1 protein-coding gene is annotated in these 1,182 nt (G+C 42.8%); it reads right to left on the bottom strand.

The genetic code is table 11. The features are described from left to right. Positions 1–1,182, bottom strand: a 1,182-nt coding sequence (locus tag AC33VI_RS23145; protein WP_491784618.1) for an efflux RND transporter permease subunit, incomplete at both ends; no start/stop codon positions are given.

The following is a 1,182-nucleotide window of genomic DNA, read 5'->3' as shown; positions in this document are numbered from 1 at the left end:
GGAATAGAAATACCCCGATCTAACCAAGATCTAGTCTGAAATTTTCCTTTTCTTTGAAACTTTGCGGTCAAAGCAGGAATCACCGTTAAAGCCAAAAACATCGAAGAAGATACCGCCAAGATCACGCTAATCCCGATCGCTCCAATAAATTCTCCCGTAGGACCAGGGACTAAAGCAATCGGTAAGAATGCCAAGACGGTAGTTATGGTCGAACTCAACAGGGGTATCGCCAAACGTTTAATACTTAAAGCGATCGCTTCTTGCCCTCCCATACCCTGACGCAGATGGCTATTGACCTCATCTACCATAACGATCGCATTATCGATCAAGATACCCAACGCCACGATTAAGCCCGTAATCGACATTTGATGTAAAGGTACGCCAATTACTTTGAGCCAGCCAAAAACCATCAATACCGATAGGGGTAAAGATGTACCGATAATTAATGCCGATCGCCAGCCCATCATAATTAGGGTAACCAAAAAGACCAACAGCCCCCCTAAAATTAAGTTGAGAATCAAGCCGTTTAAACGATCCTCTACATAACCACTTTGATCGAAAACAGTTCTTAACTCAATGCCTGGGGGTAAATCTGCCGCGTATTCTGCCAAGATACTTTTGACATTATCCGCCCAAAGATCCAAACGACTGCTAGAGTCGATATGAACGGCTAAAGTAACTCCAGGCAAGCCATCAATGATGCTGGTTTCATTGGGAGGATCGGCAACTCCCTTGGAAATTTTTGCCACATCCTGCAAAGAAATAAATTGACTATTATTGCCAAAGTTGAGGGGAATATTTTTAATGCGATTTAAAGTATCTAATTCCCCCGCCACTTCCAACGACAGATCGTTATTACTGTTGCGAATTGTCCCCGCCGATATTTTAGAATCACTTTGTTGAATTTGTCTGGATATATCGGCAACCGTCAAACCGTAACTAGCAACGATCTTTGGATCGATTTCGACTAAAATTTCTTCATCGCGATCGCCAAATAACTCTACTTCTTCCGTCCCCGAAACATTCTTCAAACGGTCTTTCAAGACTTCTGCCTGACGATTGAGAATGGCATAATTAGGCTTGTCATCCTGGGACCAAGTTAAAGCCGAAATCAACGCAAAAGCTTTGACCTTACCCTTATCTAATTCTGGTTCTACTATACCTGTTGGTAACTCTGGCTTC

The sequence above is a fragment of the Waterburya sp. genome (assembly GCF_058530065.1).
Note: the sequence above shows the minus strand (reverse complement) of the source record. Positions and strands in the feature narration are given on the sequence as shown.